Origin of the sequence: Ottowia sp., from assembly GCF_047601385.1 — a bacterium.
Taxonomy (GTDB): domain Bacteria; phylum Pseudomonadota; class Gammaproteobacteria; order Burkholderiales; family Burkholderiaceae_C; genus Ottowia.
Window position 1 is genome coordinate 3592441 of record NZ_JASGJP010000001.1, and the last position, 12922, is coordinate 3605362.

Consider the following 12922-nt stretch of genomic DNA (forward strand, 5'->3'; position numbering starts at 1 on the left):
GCGCGGAGCGCAAAGCTGGGCCGCCAATTGCAACAATCTGCACGGCGGCGGCGGCGGAATCAGCCGGGGCGCAGGCGCTCCAGATGCGGGCGCAGGCTGCGCAGCGTCACGAAGCTCATCTCGTACATGGCGCTGAGGCTGCTGGCCTGGGCGTCGTCGAGGTCGATGGCGCAGATGACGAAGCGCTCGCGCGGGATGCCCAGCCGCTTGCGCAGGCGCAGCAGCTTGTCCAGGTCGCGGCGGAATTCGCCCGTCTTGCATTCGATGCACAGCGGCGGCTGGTCGCCGGCCAGGGCGAGCACGTCCAGCTCCTGCACGTCCTCGTTGGCGAAGGTCACCCGCGCGCCGCGCGCGACCGACAGCGGCCCGCGCGGCTGGCCGTTGCCCCAGGCATCCAGCACCTCCATCAGGGCATACCACTCCAGCCAGCCGCCCTCGAAGAAGCGGCGCACGGCGGGCGCCGATTGCAGGCCGAGGCGAACGATCTTCTCCACCTTCTGGTAGTGGTAGCGCGAGAAGAACGTGTGGCTGTAGAAGTCGCGGCACAACTGGTTGATGGCCTGCGCATCCTTCTGCGGCAGCCGCGCCAGTTCGAGGTTCAGGCCGGTGTGCACCTTGCGGTAGCTCCAGCAGACGCGGTCGATCAGCTCGCCGAACAGGTCGTGGCGCGCGCCCAGCATGCGGGCCGCGTCGTCGAAGTAGCCGGCCGTGTTGACGTTGGCCACGTCGAACGTCACGTCGATCTGGCGCGCCCGGAACCAGGCCCGCAAGGGCGCGTGCTGGGCCTCGCTGGCGAGGTCGGGGCTGGCGTCGGCGCCCAGGTCGGGCGCGCGCTCCGGCGCCGCCGCCGGTTTGCCGTCCTGCGGGGCTGCGCCGGCATCCTCGGCTTCCGCAGCGCGCAGCGTCTGCAATTCGCGCCAGGCGGCGGCGTAGCGTTCGAGCAGCTTCTCGACGAAGAAGACGGTGGCATACACGGTGACCGGCTTGGCGCAGCGGCCGCAGGGCATGGCCTTGCCCACGGGCGTGACGACTTCCTCGGCGACGTAGCCGCAGGCGTTGCAGCGATACACGGGCATGGCAGGCGCGGACGTTTCTTTTTGTTGCGGCCGAGTGTACGCCTCAGCCCGCCAGCGCCGCCTTCACGGCGGCCGACACCTGGCCCATGTCGGCCTTGCCGGCCAGGCGCTGCTTGACGGCGCCCATCACCTTGCCCATGTCGCCGGGGCCGCTGGCGCCCAGCTCGGCCACGATGGCCTTGACCTCGGCGGCGATCTCCTGCGCCGACAGGCGCGCGGGCAAGTAGGCTTGCAGCACGGTCATCTCGGCGCTTTCCTGGTCCACCAGGTCCTGGCGACCGGCCTTGGCGAAGGCGTCGATGCTGTCCTTGCGCTGCTTGATGAGCTTGTCGAGGATGGCGACGATGGCGGCGTCGTCGAGCGTGACGCGCTCATCGACCTCCTTCTGCTTCATCGCCGCCTGCAGCAGGCGGATGGTGCCCAGGCGCGGCGCGTCCTTGGCGCGCATGGCGGCCTTCATGTCTTCGGTGATCTGGTCCTTCAGGCTCATGTCATGGTCCTTGCAAAAACGAAAAAGGCCCGCTGAGCGTCCCCGGCGAGCCTTCGAGAGCGGCAGGAACTGCCGGCCTGGTCAGTACAGCTTCTTGGGCAGCTGCATGCTGCGCACGCGCTTGTAGTGGCGCTTGACGGCGGCGGCCTTCTTGCGCTTGCGCTCGGCGGTGGGCTTCTCGTAGAACTCGCGGGCGCGCAGTTCGGTCAGCAGGCCCAGCTTCTCGATGGTGCGCTTGAAGCGGCGCAGGGCCACGTCAAACGGCTCGTTCTCTTTTACGCGGATGGTGGTCATTGAAAATGTGTTTCATTGCGGCCAGAGGGTGGGAAGGAAGATCGGGCCTTCTCGCCGTGCGCCGCGGGTGCGCCCCGCCTGTAACTAGTATTTGGCCGGCAGGGCTGTTGCCAGCAAAGCCCAGCATTATAGCGGCTCGGGTGCTGTCGGCAACGTCCTAACTCAGCCACCCGCGCGCGGCGCGGCCATGATGACGGCCGCGGCCGTCAGACACAGGGCAGCCTCCGGCCAGTCGGTGGGGCGGGGCGCACGCCGTCCACGGCCCACAGCCACAGCAGGCAGCCGCCCATGATCCCGGCCAGGTCGGTGAGGGCGAACAGCCCGAATATCCTGAGCAGGTCCATCAGGCGATTGTCGATGCGGCGTGGCGTTCTGCGAGTGCCTCGGCGCAGGCGGCGGCGCTGGCCCAGGCCCACTGGAAGTTGTAGCCGCCCAGCCAGCCGGTCACGTCCACCACCTCGCCGATGAAGTACAGGCCGGGCTGGGCGCGCGCCTCCATGGTCTGCGACGACAGGCCGCGCGTGTCCACGCCGCCGACGGTGACCTCGGCCTTGCGGTAGCCCTCGGTGCCGGTGGGCACCAGCTGCCAGCGCTTCAGCCGCTCGGCCAACTGCGCCAGCGCCTTGTCCGAAGCCTCGTTCACCGGGCGCTGCCAGGCCGGATCGAGCCCGGCCCAGGCTTCGGCCAGGCGCGCGGGCAGCCAGGCGGCCAGTTCGTTGGCGAGGAGCTTGCGCGAACGCGCCTTGGCCGCGCGCAGTTCGGCCGCCAGGTCGATGCCGGGCGCCAGGTCGATGTCGATCGGCGTGCCGGGCCGCCAGTAGCTGGAGATTTGCAGCACCGCCGGGCCGGAGAGGCCGCGGTGGGTGAACAGCAGGTCCTCATGAAAGGTGATGCGATCCTTTTTCTCGCCGGTGCTGATCGCCACCGGCAGCGCCAGCCCGGCCAGTTGCGCATAGAGCGTCCAGGCGGTGCCGTCAAAGGTCAGGGGCACGAGGCCGGGCCGCGTGTCGATGATCTTCAGCCCGAACTGGCGCGCCAGATCGAAGCCCAGACCACTCGCGCCGATCTTGGGGATCGACAGCCCGCCCGTGGCGACCACCAGGCTGCGCGCCCGCGCCGGACCGCGATCAGTATCGATTTGATAGCTGCCAGCGCTTGCTGGATGGGCGCTGGAGGCCAAAAACATTAAATTTTTCACTTGGCAGGGTTGCCAGCGCTCCACGCCGCCGCGTGCGCACTCGGCCAGCAGCAGGGCGATCAGGTCCTCGGCCGAGCGGTCGCAGAAGAGCTGGCCCTTGTGCTTCTCGTGCCAGCCGATGCTGTGGCGCTCCATCAGCGCGATGAAGTCCTGCGGCGTGAAGCGCGCCAGCGCCGAGCGGCAGAAGTGCGGGTTGCCGCCCAGATAGTGCCTGTGCGGCGCGGCCGGGTCGAGGTTGCGGTTGGTGAAGTTGGCGCGCCCGCCGCCCGAGATGCGCACCTTCTCGGCCACGCGCGCGGCGTGGTCGATCAGCAGCACGCGCAGGCCGCGCTGGCCGGCCAGCGCGGCGCACAGCAGGCCGGCCGCGCCGGCACCGAGGATGACAACGTCCCAGTCTTCTTGCACCGGCTCGACTGTAGCCGGCGGCGCAGCTCAGGCCGCCGCCGTGGCGCGGGCGGCCTCGGCCAGCGCGGCGCGCACGCCGCGCACCACGTCGCCCACGACCATGATGGCGGGGCTGCCCAGGCCCTGCGCGCGCAGGCTGTCCAGCAGGCTGCCCAGCGTGGTGATGCACTGGCGCTGGCCGGGCAGGCTGGCGCGCTCGATCACCGCCACCGGCGTGCCCTCGGGCAGGGCCGCCAGCAGGCCGGCCTGTATGCTCGGCGCGCTGCTGATGCCCATGTAGATCACCAGCGTCAGCCGCAGCTCGCCCACCGCCGCGCCCAGGCGCGCCCAGTCCACGCCGGGGCCGTTCTTCTGCGGGTGGCCGGTGGCGAAGACGACGCCGTGCGCGCGGTCGCGGTGCGTCAGCGGCGCGCCCAGCGTGGTCAGCGCCGCCAGGCCGGCGGTGATGCCGTTGACCACCACCGGCTCGATGCCGGCGCGGCGCAGGCTTTCCACCTCCTCGCCGCCGCGGCCGAAGATGAACGGGTCGCCGCCCTTCAGCCGCACCACGTTCTCGCCCGCGCGCACCGCCTCCAGCATGAGCTGCTCGATGGTGGCCTGCGGCGTGCTCTTGCAGCCGCCGCGCTTGCCGACGTAGGTGATGCGCGCGCCGGGCCGCGCGTGCGCCAGCACGCCGTCGCCCACCAGGTCGTCCACCAGGATCACGCTGGCGGCGGCGATGGCCTTCGCGGCCTTCAGCGTCAGCAGCTCCGGGTCGCCCGGGCCGGCGCCGACCAGGGTGACCTGCCCTGGCGTCACTTGACTACCCTCTGTGCTTCGCACCGCGGGATGAGTGCTTGGGCGCGGCCCGGCGCACTCATGCCGACAGCCTTTGCAGGCACGAGGAGTCGCTTTTCGCCTCGATGGCCTTGCACGCGCGCACGATGTGCTCCACCTGCAGCAGGATCGGCTCGGGCGCCGGCAGCACGCCCGCCAGCACGGCGACGATGTACTGTGCCGTGCTGGCGGCGTCAACTTGCGTCGGCAGCGTGGGCAGGCGGGCCAGCGGGCCGGCGCGGCCCTCCTGCACCAGCTGCGCCGCGCCGTTCAGGAACACATCCATGCGCGGCGTGCGGCGCGCGTCGGCCACCGGCTCGCCTTCGGTGCCGCGCAGCAGCATGGCGTGCGCGCCGGTCAGCTCGAAGGTGGCGGTCATCGAGGCCAGGTATTCGGCGTGCGTGTAGCTGCCCACCACCAGCGCCGGACCATCGACCGGGTTCATCAGCTTGACCAGGCTGTGCGCCGAGTTGCGCACGCCGATGGCGCGGCGCACGTCCAGCAGCGCCTGCAGGCCGGGGTGCAGGCTTTCGGTGGCGACGAAGTGCACGTGGCCGCTGGCCAGCGCCTGCGTGGCCGGCTGCGGCTGCACGCCCAGCCGCGCCAGCACGGATGGCGCGGTGACGCGGCCGTTCTCGGTCGGCGTGCCGTGCACCAGCACCGGCAGGCCCTTGCGCGCCAGCATCAGGGCCAGCAGCGGCGTCAGCACCGGCAGCTTGCGGGCGCCGTTGTAGCTGGGCAGCACCACCACCGGGCGGTCGGCGCGCGGCGGCATGGCGAGGCGGGCGTGCAGCGCGTCGAGGAAGCCGGCCAGCTCCTGCGGCGTCTCGCCCTTGACGCGCATGGCGACGCAGAAGGCGCCGATCTCCAGGTCGGTGCAGGCGCCGTCGAGCACCTGGCCCAGCAGGTCCGCCGCCTGCGCGCGGTCCAGCGCGCGGGCGCCCTGCGCGCCGCGGGCGATTTCTTTCAGGTAGGCGCTGATTCCCATGTGGCGATTGTGGGCGCAGGGCGCGGTCGGCGAAATTGACGGCTGTCAAGAATACGGCAGTTGCGCCGCCCTCACAGCCCGAGGGCTTGCAGCAGGCGCGCGATCTGCCCGGGCTGCGGCGGCACCGGCCCGGCGAAGCGCGGCATGCCGTCGGCGCCGCCGATCACCAGGGTGGGGAAGGTTTCGATGTCGAGATCGCCCAGCGCGTGGGCTTCGTCCTCGATGTCGAGCCAGCGGAACACGGCCTGGGGATGGGCGCTCGCCGCGCGCTCGAAGCCGGGCTGGAAGTCGCGGCAGGTGCCGCACCAGGCGGCGCACAGGCAGACCACGGCGGCCGTCGCATCCGCGCGGCCGGCCAGCGTCCGCGCCAGCAGGGCGCGCAGGGCTTCGGGGTGGGTGGCGGGCAGGTCGGCCATGGTGGCAAGCGGGTGCGGCCGATTGTTCCACCAATGCGGCCGCGTGCCGCGCGCCGCGTCGCGCGGACCTGCCTGGCGCTGCGCCCAGCCTCACGCCGCCACCCCGCCCGCCAGCACCGGCGAGAGCAGGATGCGGTTGTGGTCGGGATGCGGCTCGGCGCCGAAGACGATGATCTCGTACAGATCCGGCGCCAGCTTCAGCGGCTCCTCCAGCGTGCGCCCGCCGGCCATGCCGTTGCCGACCATCGCCCGCTTCATCTTCTTCATCGCGGGTGCTCTTCAGGTGGCCTGCTTTTTCCACATGGCTCTGCCGTGTGTAGAGGAAGTCGATCACCGCCTGGCGGCAACGCAGGTAGGTGGGGTCTTCGGCCGGCTGCACGCGGTCGCGTGGGCGTGGCAGGCCCACGCGCAGCAGCTCGCCGATGGTGGCGGCCGGGCCGTTGGTCATCATCACGATGCGGTCGGCCAGCAGCACCGCCTCGCGTCCACGCCGTGGGTGACCATCACCACCGTGCTGCGGGTCTCGTGCACGATGGCGAGCCGTTCGTCTTGCGGCCTGGCTCGCGTCAACGCGTCCAGCGCGCCGAAGGGCTCGTCCATCAGCAGCACCTTGGGCTCCATCGCCAGGGCGCGGGCGAAGCCCAGGCGCACGGCCTGTTCGAGCCGCAGGCATTCGTCCACCTGGGCTTCCCGCTGCGGGCCGAAGCGCGCGCCGCCGGAGGCCAGATACACGTTGGACAGGCCACGCTCGCGTTGCAGCGCGTGCACCAGCCGGCCGATGGCTTCCACCAGCGCGCTGGTGCGGGCCAGACGCTCCAGCTCGCCCACCTCGCAGCGGCGCGCCGCGATCAGGAAGCTGAGGGCGGATTTCATGCGGTCTGCCGGGTGCAAGCGGCGTGCCAGCGGGGCACCCTACAATCCGGGCCTCGCACGCTGGGGGTGCCGCGCGGCCGGTCGCAAGACCGATCGCGCGGCTGAGAAAGTCCCTTCGAACCTGATTGAGATCATCCTCGCGCAGGGAAAGCATGGAAGCCGTACACACCTCTCCTTTCGACACCGCGCACGGCGCGGCCACCCCCGTCGCCGCCGGCGCGCGCGCGTTCGGCCTGCGCGACCACGCGGCGCTCTGGTTCAGCCTGGGCGTCGGCCTGCTGGTGATGCAGGTGGGTGCCTTCCTCGTGCCCGCATTGGGGCCTCAACAAGCACTGCTGGCCATCGTGGCGGGCTCGGTGCTGGGTGCCGGCCTGCTGGCCACGGTGGCCTGGCTGGGCTGCCGGCTGGGGTTATCCAGCGCGGCGCTGATCGGCTGCGCGCTGGGCGGCGCCTTCGCCACGCTGCCGGTGGCGTTGAACGTGCTGCAGCTGCTGGGCTGGACGGCGTTCGAGCTGGTGGTGATGCGCGACGGCGCCGCCGCGCTGCTCGCCCGCATGGGCCTGGGCGCCGCCTGGGCCGCGCCAGTGCTGACGCTGCTGTGGGGCGCGCTGCTGATGGCGCTGGCCGCCGGCTCCATGGTGGGGCTGGTGCGGCGCTTCGTCAGCCGCTTCGGGCTGCCGCTGGTGGTGCTGTCGCTGCTGTGGCTGACGTGGCAGTTCGGCCAGCGCGTGGCCGCCGCCGGCTGGGCCGCGTGGTGGTCGCGCCCCGGCGACGGCGGCATGAGCGCCTTGCAGGCGGTGGACCTGGTGATCGCCATGCCGGTGTCCTGGCTGCCGCTGGTGGCCGACTACGCGCGCTACGGCCGCAGCCCGGGCGGCGCGCTGCGCGGCACCTGGCTGGGCTACGCGCTGGCCAACATCTGGTGCTACGCGCTCGGCGTGCTGGTGGTGGCCACGGCCGAGCCGGGGGCGGACCTGGTGTCGTCGCTGCTGCTGGCGCAGGGCGGGCTGATCGCGCTGGGGCTGATCCTGATCGACGAGGTGGACAACGCCTATGGCGACGTGCATTCGGGCGCGGTGTCGGTGCACTTCCTGGCACGCGGGCGCGGCTCGATCCGCCGCAACGGCATCGCGCTGGCGGCGCTGGCCACCGGCTGCGCGCTGGTGCTGCCGATGCACGGCATCGAGCCCTTCCTGCTGCTGCTCAGCTCGGTGTTCGTGCCGCTGTTCGGCGTGGTGGTGTCGCAATTGCTTTGGGGCGCGCCGCCCGCGCGCGCCGTGCGCTGGGCGCCGGCGCTGCTGTGGATCGCCGGCATCGCGGTGTTCCACCTGGGCGCGCGCTGGTGGCCGCAGTGGGGCTCGGCCCTGCCGGCGCTGGCGTTCACGCTGGTGTTGGGCAGCGCGCTGCGGTTGGGCGTTCGGCGTTGAGCGGAGCTTCCGGGAGCCGGGTGCCTTGGGACACGCTCGACGCCCTCAGGCCGCCGCCATGCCGTGCGCCCGCTTCAATTCCGCCGTGCCCTCCGACGCCATGAACGCCAGCAGCGCCCGCACCTCGCCGGCGCGCCGGGACGCGGCCGCCACGCCGCCGGCGAAGATGGTTTCGATCTGGATCGCCGGCGGCAGCGGGCCCAGCACGTCGATGCCCGGCAGGTGCATCAGCTCGCTCAGCTGCTGAAAGCCCAGCGCCACCTCGCCGCTGGCCACCAGCGTGCCCACCGGCACGCCCGGCGGCGGCGTGACGATGCGCGGCGCGATCTGCTCGGCGATGCCCCAGCGCTCGAACAGCCGCGCCAGCGCCACGCCGCTGGGGCCGGTGGAATAGCCCAGCGTGCGCGCGGCCAGCACGGCCTGTTTCACGCTGTCTTCGCTGCCCAGGTCGGGCCGCGGGCTGCCGGCCTTCACCGCCACCGCCACGCCGGAGCGCACCAGGTCCACCCGGCTGCCGGCCAGCACATGGCCGCCGGCGGCGAGCTTGTCGAGCGCGTCGGCGCCCAGCACCACGCCGTCGAACGGCTCGCCGGCCGCCACGCGCCTGGCGGCATCGACGCCGCCGACGGATGTCAGCCCGATGGCCAGGTCAGCGTGCTGCTGCCGGTAGAGATCGATCAGGTCGGCCAGCACCTGCTGAGTGGCCATCGACGAGATGAGGGTGAGGGCGGTGCGCATGGGTTGACTGGGTTATTGATGAAATCGGCCTCCAGCGCTTGCTGGTCAATCGCTGGCAGCTATCATAATGGTAGTGCCCGGCGGGAGGTGGCGCCAGGGGCCGGGTTCTGGCACGATGTATGTGCAGTCCCCAACGAACCCCCATCCCGCCGCAGGAGTACACCACATGACCACCGTTGCCGACATCCTCTCCAACCGCAAGGGCGCCAAGCTGGCCGCGCTGCCGCCCACCGCCACCGTGCGCGAGGCGCTGCAACTGATGGCCGAGCGCGAGGTCGGCTCGGTGCTGCTGATGCAGGGCGATTCGCTCCTGGGCATCTTCACCGAGCGCGACTACGCCCGCAAGATCGCCCTCAAGGGCCTGTCGTCCATCGACACGCTGCTGGCCGACGTGATGACCTCGCGCCTGTACGTCGTCAGCCCGCGCCAGACGGTGCAGGAGTGCCTGGGGCTGATGACCCAGGGCAAGCTGCGCCACCTGCCCGTCGTCGACGGCGGGCAGGTGCTGGGCCTGGTGTCCATCGGCGACCTGGTCAACGCGCAGCTGGCGGAGCAGCGTTTCCTGATCCAGCAGATGGAAAGCTACATCGCCGGCACCATGAGCTGATCGGCTGCATGCCCACCCTGATCCTCGGCATCGAATCCTCCTGCGACGAGACCGGAGTCGCCCTGGTGCGCGCGCCGGACGGCGCGGGCGTGCCCGGCCTGCTGGCGCACGCGCTGCACACCCAGGCGGCCATGCATGCCGACTACGGCGGCGTGGTGCCCGAGCTGGCCAGCCGCGACCACATCCGCCGCCTGCTTCCATTGACGAATCAGGTGCTGGCGCAGGCGGGGCAAGCGCTGGCAGCTATCGACCTGATAGCGTACACGCGCGGCCCCGGCCTGGCCGGCGCGCTGCTGGTGGGCGCCGGCGTGGCCTGCGCGCTGGGCGCGGCGCTGGGCCGGCCGGTGCTGGGCGTGCACCATCTGGAAGGGCACTTGCTGTCGCCCTTCCTGAGCAGCGACCCGCCCGAGTTCCCGTTCGTCGCGCTGCTGGTGAGCGGCGGCCACACGCAGCTCATGCGCGTGGACGGCGTGGGCCGCTACGCGCTGCTGGGCGAGACCATCGACGACGCGGCGGGCGAGGCCTTCGACAAGTCCGCCAAGCTGCTCGGCCTGGGCTACCCCGGCGGCCCGGCGCTGGCGCGGCTGGCGGGCTTCGGCGATCCCGCGGCGTACAAACTGCCGCGCCCGCTGCTGCACAGCGGCGACCTGGACTTTTCCTTTGCCGGGCTGAAGACGGCGGTGCTCACGCAGGCGCGCAAGTTCGAGGGCGCGCCCTGCGAGCAGCAGCGCGCCGACCTGGCCGCCAGCACGCAGGCGGCCATCGTCGAGGTGCTGGTGAAGAAGTCGCTCAAGGCGCTGGAGGCCACCGGCTTGCAGCGCCTGGTGGTGGCCGGCGGCGTGGGCGCCAACCAGGCGCTGCGCGAGCAGCTCGATGCCGCCTGCGCTCGGCGCGGCGTGCGCGTGCACTACCCCGAGCTGCACCTGTGCACCGACAACGGCGCCATGATCGCCATGGCCGCCGCCATGCGCGTGCAGACCGGCATGGCCGCGCCGCGCCTGGATTACGGCTTCGACGTGCGGCCGCGCTGGCCGCTCGATGCGCTCGCGGCTTGAAACGGCCCCCACGCTCCGCTGCTGCGCTGCCCCCGAGGAGGCTTCTTCATCTTGGGGCGGCCCGGCGATGAAGGAGCCGTTTAGCCGATGCTCAGCTTGGTGGCCCTGCTCTCGGGCAGCAGCTTGGCCAGCGTCAGCGTCAGCACGCCGTTCTCCAGCCTGGCGCTGCTGGCGGCGGCGTCCACCTCCTGCGGAAACTCGTAGCGCTTCTTGTAGGCGCGCGGGGCGCCCTCGACGGTCTCGACCTTGACGGCTTGGCCCTCGATGGCGATGTCGAGCTGCTCGCGGGTGACGCCGGGCACGTCGATGGACAGCGCCCAGTGCTTGTCCTCGTCCTTGAACTGGGTACCGCTCAGGGCCTCGTTCAGGAAGCGGTCCAGCGAGCGCAGCGCGGGCGCGTAGGCGGGGCGGCAGGCGGCGGGGTGGGCAGCGTAGAACATGGTGATCTCCTTTCGTGGCGTTGGGCGGGCACGGCGCCCGCATGCCGGCTCAGTTGTGAACGCCGCGCGGAATTTCAAGGGCGGCCGGCGCGGGGCGTTACCATCGCGGCTGCTTCTGAAAGCGGTTAGTTCGGATGTCATCTGTTTTCTGCCTGCGCCGCGGCCTGCTCGCGGCGGCCACCCTGGCGCTGACGGCCTGTGCCAGCCTGAGGCCCTCCCAGCCGGTGCCGCTGGTCGGCTACCAGCCGGAATCGTTCGATGCCAGCGCCTTCTCGCGCCACTATGCGGCGCAGCCGGCGAGCACCTGCGAGGCGGCTCGGCGCGCGCTGCTGAGCCAGGGCTACGTCGTCACCGCCGCGCTGCCCGACCAGGTGACGGCGCGCAAGTATTTCCAGCCCGACGTGGAGCACCACGTGCAGCTGGAGTTCCGCGTCGTCTGCGCGCCCGAGATCGACGGCAGCGCCAGCGTGGCCTTCGCCAGCGGCCTGAAGGACCAGTACGTGATGCGCAAGGCCAAGGACTCGGCCTCGGTGGGCGTGGGCGGCATCGGCTCGCTGTCGCTGCCGATCGAGGGCGGCATGGATGCGCTGGTCAAGGTGTCGAGCGAGACCGTGACCGATGGCGGGCTCTACGAGCGCTTCTTCGAGCTGGTGGGCCTGCACCTGGCCCGGGCGGCGGAGCCGGCGCCCGAGGCGGCTTCCAAGGAATAATCGATCCGCAACGCCCTGCCGGCGAGCGCCGGCAGCTCTTTTTTTCATAGTGAACGCATGACCCTGTCTTCTCGCCGCACGCTTCTCGCATCTTCCCTGGCGCTGGCGAGCGCCGCCACCTGGCCCGCGCTGGCCCGCGGCGCCGCCAAGGCGCCGCCGATCAAGCTGGCGCTGATCGAATCGCTCAGCGGCCCGTTCGCCAACACCGGCGAGGCGGTGTGGCGCAACCTGCTGTGGGGCGTCGAGCGTGTCAACGCGCGCGGCGGCGTGCGCACCGCGCGCGGACGCCGGCCGCTGCAACTGCTGCGCTTCGACAACAAGGGCCAGGCCGAGGAGTCGCTGTCGATGCTGCGCGCGGCGGTGGACGCCGGCTGCACGGCGGTGATGCAGGGCAACTCGTCGTCGGTGGCGGCGGCGCTGATCGACGCCGTCAACAAGCACAACGACCGCGAGCCGGCGCGGCGCGTGCTGTTCCTGAACTACTCGGCGGTCGATCCGATCCTGACCAACGAGCTGTGCAGCTTCTGGCACTTCCGCTTCGACGCCCACGCCGACATGCGCATGGCGGCGCTGATGGAAGTGATGCGCGAGGACGCGCAACTCAAGCGCATCTACCTGATCGGGCAGGACTACAGCTTCGGCCACGCCGTGCTGCGCGAGGCGCGCCGCCAGCTCGCCGCGCGCCGGCCCGACGTGGCGATCGCCGCCGAGGAGCTGCACCCCATCGGCCGGGTGAAGGACTTCCTGCCCTACGCCAGCAAGATCAAGGCCAGCGGCGCGCAGGCGGTGCTGACGGGCAACTGGGGCAACGACCTGACGCTGCTGGTCAAGGCGGCGCGCGAGGCCGGCTTCGACGGGCGCTTCTACACCTTCTACGGCAACGCGCTGGGCGTGCCGGCGGCCATCGGCGAGGCCGGCGTCGGCAAGGTGGTGGCGGTGGCCGACTGGCTGCCCAACGTGCCCACGCCCGAGAGCGCGGCGTTCTACCGCGCCTTTCGCGCGCGCTTTCCCAAGCCGCAGGAGGACTACGTGCACCTGCGCATGCAGATGATGGTGGAGGCGCTGGCGCAGGCCGTCGAGCGCGCCGGCAGCGCCGACGCGCTGCCGGTGGCGCGCGCGCTGGAGCGCGCCCGCGTCACCCTGGCCGGCCGCACCGGCGCCATGCGCGAGCCCGACCACCAGTTCCAGCAGCCGCTGGTGGTGGGCGTGATGGAGCGCCAGGGCGCGCCCGGCGTGCCGTTCGACGTCGAGGGCTCGGGCTACGGTTTTCGCGTGGTGCGGCAGATCGAGGCGGTCGAGGCGGCGCTGCCCTTCAGTTGCACGATGCGCCGTATTTCATAGCCAAATCGGCTTCCTGGGCTTGCTGGTAAAGCGCGAGCAGCTATGAAA

16 protein-coding genes, 1 pseudogene and 1 riboswitch are annotated in these 12922 nt (G+C 71.6%); of the genes and pseudogenes, 5 read left to right on the top strand and 12 right to left on the bottom strand.

Annotated features, from left to right (window positions below; all coding sequences use genetic code 11):
- Positions 1-59 precede the first annotated feature (59 nt).
- From QM772_RS17425 to QM772_RS17470, 10 genes and pseudogenes are all read right to left on the bottom strand, one after another.
- Entirely contained in the window at positions 60-1076 is a 1017-nt protein-coding gene (locus QM772_RS17425) for a hypothetical protein (RefSeq protein WP_415138709.1), read from the bottom strand.
- Between the two features lie 43 nt (positions 1077-1119).
- A complete protein-coding gene (locus QM772_RS17430; RefSeq protein WP_415138711.1) occupies positions 1120-1566 on the bottom strand; it encodes a GatB/YqeY domain-containing protein in 447 nt (148 codons plus the stop codon).
- Between the two features lie 81 nt (positions 1567-1647).
- Positions 1648-1860: a 30S ribosomal protein S21 gene (gene rpsU, locus QM772_RS17435; RefSeq protein WP_012346814.1), complete on the bottom strand. Its 213-nt coding sequence runs from the start codon at positions 1858-1860 to the stop codon at positions 1648-1650.
- Positions 1861-2066: 206 nt separating this feature from the next.
- Complete coding sequence (locus QM772_RS17440) at positions 2067-2204, bottom strand: hypothetical protein (protein WP_415138715.1); 138 nt, start codon at positions 2202-2204, stop codon at positions 2067-2069.
- Positions 2204-3463, bottom strand: a complete 1260-nt coding sequence (locus tag QM772_RS17445; RefSeq protein ID WP_415138717.1) for an NAD(P)/FAD-dependent oxidoreductase — start codon at positions 3461-3463, stop codon at positions 2204-2206. The genes QM772_RS17440 and QM772_RS17445 overlap by 1 nt, the downstream gene beginning before the upstream one ends.
- A gap of 27 nt (positions 3464-3490) precedes the next feature.
- A complete protein-coding gene (cobA, locus tag QM772_RS17450) occupies positions 3491-4261 on the bottom strand; it encodes a uroporphyrinogen-III C-methyltransferase (protein ID WP_415138719.1) in 771 nt (256 codons plus the stop codon).
- A gap of 58 nt (positions 4262-4319) precedes the next feature.
- Positions 4320-5267: a DNA-binding protein YbiB gene (gene ybiB, locus QM772_RS17455; protein ID WP_415138721.1), complete on the bottom strand. Its 948-nt coding sequence runs from the start codon at positions 5265-5267 to the stop codon at positions 4320-4322.
- Positions 5268-5338: 71 nt separating this feature from the next.
- A complete protein-coding gene (locus tag QM772_RS17460) occupies positions 5339-5683 on the bottom strand; it encodes a thioredoxin family protein (RefSeq protein WP_415138723.1) in 345 nt (114 codons plus the stop codon).
- A gap of 90 nt (positions 5684-5773) precedes the next feature.
- A complete protein-coding gene (locus QM772_RS17465; RefSeq protein ID WP_415139675.1) occupies positions 5774-5950 on the bottom strand; it encodes a hypothetical protein in 177 nt (58 codons plus the stop codon).
- A 25-nt stretch (positions 5951-5975) separates the two neighbouring features.
- Positions 5976-6487: pseudogene (locus tag QM772_RS17470) on the bottom strand (nitrate- and nitrite sensing domain-containing protein); the annotation flags it as partial.
- A gap of 121 nt (positions 6488-6608) precedes the next feature.
- Positions 6609-6722, top strand: a riboswitch (TPP riboswitch).
- Here QM772_RS17470 and QM772_RS17475 point away from each other — a divergent pair.
- A complete protein-coding gene (locus QM772_RS17475; protein WP_415138725.1) occupies positions 6709-7983 on the top strand; it encodes a purine-cytosine permease family protein in 1275 nt (424 codons plus the stop codon). Its footprint overlaps the riboswitch before it by 14 nt.
- 45 nt (positions 7984-8028) lie before the next feature.
- On the opposite strand, the gene QM772_RS17480 is transcribed toward QM772_RS17475, so the two are convergent.
- A complete protein-coding gene (locus QM772_RS17480; protein ID WP_415138727.1) occupies positions 8029-8721 on the bottom strand; it encodes a substrate-binding domain-containing protein in 693 nt (230 codons plus the stop codon).
- A gap of 166 nt (positions 8722-8887) precedes the next feature.
- Between QM772_RS17480 and QM772_RS17485 the strand changes: the two genes are divergently transcribed.
- Complete coding sequence (locus QM772_RS17485; protein ID WP_415138729.1) at positions 8888-9328, top strand: CBS domain-containing protein; 441 nt, start codon at positions 8888-8890, stop codon at positions 9326-9328.
- 8 nt (positions 9329-9336) lie between these two features.
- A complete protein-coding gene (gene tsaD, locus QM772_RS17490; RefSeq protein ID WP_415138731.1) occupies positions 9337-10383 on the top strand; it encodes a tRNA (adenosine(37)-N6)-threonylcarbamoyltransferase complex transferase subunit TsaD in 1047 nt (348 codons plus the stop codon).
- Positions 10384-10463: 80 nt separating this feature from the next.
- Here the strand turns inward: tsaD and QM772_RS17495 are convergent, their stop codons facing one another.
- Positions 10464-10823: an Hsp20/alpha crystallin family protein gene (locus QM772_RS17495; RefSeq protein WP_415138733.1), complete on the bottom strand. Its 360-nt coding sequence runs from the start codon at positions 10821-10823 to the stop codon at positions 10464-10466.
- A 134-nt stretch (positions 10824-10957) separates the two neighbouring features.
- Here QM772_RS17495 and QM772_RS17500 point away from each other — a divergent pair, with 134 nt between their 5' ends.
- Positions 10958-11533, top strand: a complete 576-nt coding sequence (locus QM772_RS17500) for a DUF2242 domain-containing protein (RefSeq protein ID WP_415138735.1) — start codon at positions 10958-10960, stop codon at positions 11531-11533.
- A 57-nt stretch (positions 11534-11590) separates the two neighbouring features.
- Positions 11591-12874: a branched-chain amino acid ABC transporter substrate-binding protein gene (locus tag QM772_RS17505; protein WP_415138737.1), complete on the top strand. Its 1284-nt coding sequence runs from the start codon at positions 11591-11593 to the stop codon at positions 12872-12874.
- The last annotated feature ends 48 nt before the right edge of the window (positions 12875-12922 follow it).

Bases quoted from the DNA above. Each gene is read 5' to 3' on its own strand.
- QM772_RS17425 (WP_415138709.1), bottom strand. From the start codon at position 1,076: ATGCCCGTGTATCGCTGCAACGCCTGCGGCTACGTCGCCGAGGAAGTC.
- QM772_RS17440 (WP_415138715.1), bottom strand. From the start codon at position 2,204: ATGGACCTGCTCAGGATATTCGGGCTGTTCGCCCTCACCGACCTGGCC.
- QM772_RS17500 (WP_415138735.1), top strand. From the start codon at position 10,958: ATGTCATCTGTTTTCTGCCTGCGCCGCGGCCTGCTCGCGGCGGCCACC.
- QM772_RS17495 (WP_415138733.1), bottom strand. From the start codon at position 10,823: ATGTTCTACGCTGCCCACCCCGCCGCCTGCCGCCCCGCCTACGCGCCC.
- tsaD (WP_415138731.1), top strand. From the start codon at position 9,337: ATGCCCACCCTGATCCTCGGCATCGAATCCTCCTGCGACGAGACCGGA.
- QM772_RS17505 (WP_415138737.1), top strand. From the start codon at position 11,591: ATGACCCTGTCTTCTCGCCGCACGCTTCTCGCATCTTCCCTGGCGCTG.
- QM772_RS17430 (WP_415138711.1), bottom strand. From the start codon at position 1,566: ATGAGCCTGAAGGACCAGATCACCGAAGACATGAAGGCCGCCATGCGC.
- QM772_RS17460 (WP_415138723.1), bottom strand. From the start codon at position 5,683: ATGGCCGACCTGCCCGCCACCCACCCCGAAGCCCTGCGCGCCCTGCTG.
- QM772_RS17485 (WP_415138729.1), top strand. From the start codon at position 8,888: ATGACCACCGTTGCCGACATCCTCTCCAACCGCAAGGGCGCCAAGCTG.
- QM772_RS17465 (WP_415139675.1), bottom strand. From the start codon at position 5,950: ATGAAGAAGATGAAGCGGGCGATGGTCGGCAACGGCATGGCCGGCGGG.
- ybiB (WP_415138721.1), bottom strand. From the start codon at position 5,267: ATGGGAATCAGCGCCTACCTGAAAGAAATCGCCCGCGGCGCGCAGGGC.
- QM772_RS17480 (WP_415138727.1), bottom strand. From the start codon at position 8,721: ATGCGCACCGCCCTCACCCTCATCTCGTCGATGGCCACTCAGCAGGTG.
- QM772_RS17475 (WP_415138725.1), top strand. From the start codon at position 6,709: ATGGAAGCCGTACACACCTCTCCTTTCGACACCGCGCACGGCGCGGCC.
- rpsU (WP_012346814.1), bottom strand. From the start codon at position 1,860: ATGACCACCATCCGCGTAAAAGAGAACGAGCCGTTTGACGTGGCCCTG.